This window comes from Bradyrhizobium sp. IC4060, assembly GCF_020193715.1.
Classification (GTDB): Bacteria; Pseudomonadota; Alphaproteobacteria; order Rhizobiales; family Xanthobacteraceae; genus Bradyrhizobium; species Bradyrhizobium yuanmingense.
In genome coordinates this window covers 1-432 of the sequence record NZ_JADYVJ010000096.1, presented here as the reverse complement: position 1 = coordinate 432, position 432 = coordinate 1, and the positions used below count along the sequence as shown (strand labels likewise).

Annotated in this window: 1 pseudogene; it reads right to left on the bottom strand. The window is 63.4% G+C overall.

Annotated elements, in window-relative coordinates:
- Positions 1–432: pseudogene (locus I6F16_RS37650) on the bottom strand (MFS transporter); the annotation flags it as partial.

The window sequence follows — 432 nt, the reverse complement described above, 5'->3', positions numbered from 1 at the left end:
CTTTCACCGCCACCACGCCCAGCGCCGGAAAGACCAGCGAAAAGCCAGCCCCGGTAAGCAAAGTACCGATTTTCGCCATCATCGGCGTATCGGCAAAGCCGACCAGCAGCAGGCCGATCGCCTCCACGCTAAAGCAGAGCATCGCCACGTTCAGCCCGCCGAGTCGGTTAATGGCGTTGGGAAACAGCAGCCGCGAGCCAACGAACGCGCAGCTGAATAATGTCAGCGCGAAAGCCGCGCCGTCCCAACCTTTGGCGTCATAAAATAGCGTGATAAAGGTGGCGATCACCCCAAAGCCGGCGGAGGCCAACGCCAGCGCCATGCCGTAGGGCCAGACCCGGCCGAGCACCGCGCGAAACGACATCGCTTTGCCTTTGGCAGCCTTCACCGCCGCGCGGGGCAGCGCGCAGAGGATAGCCACCAGCGCTACCG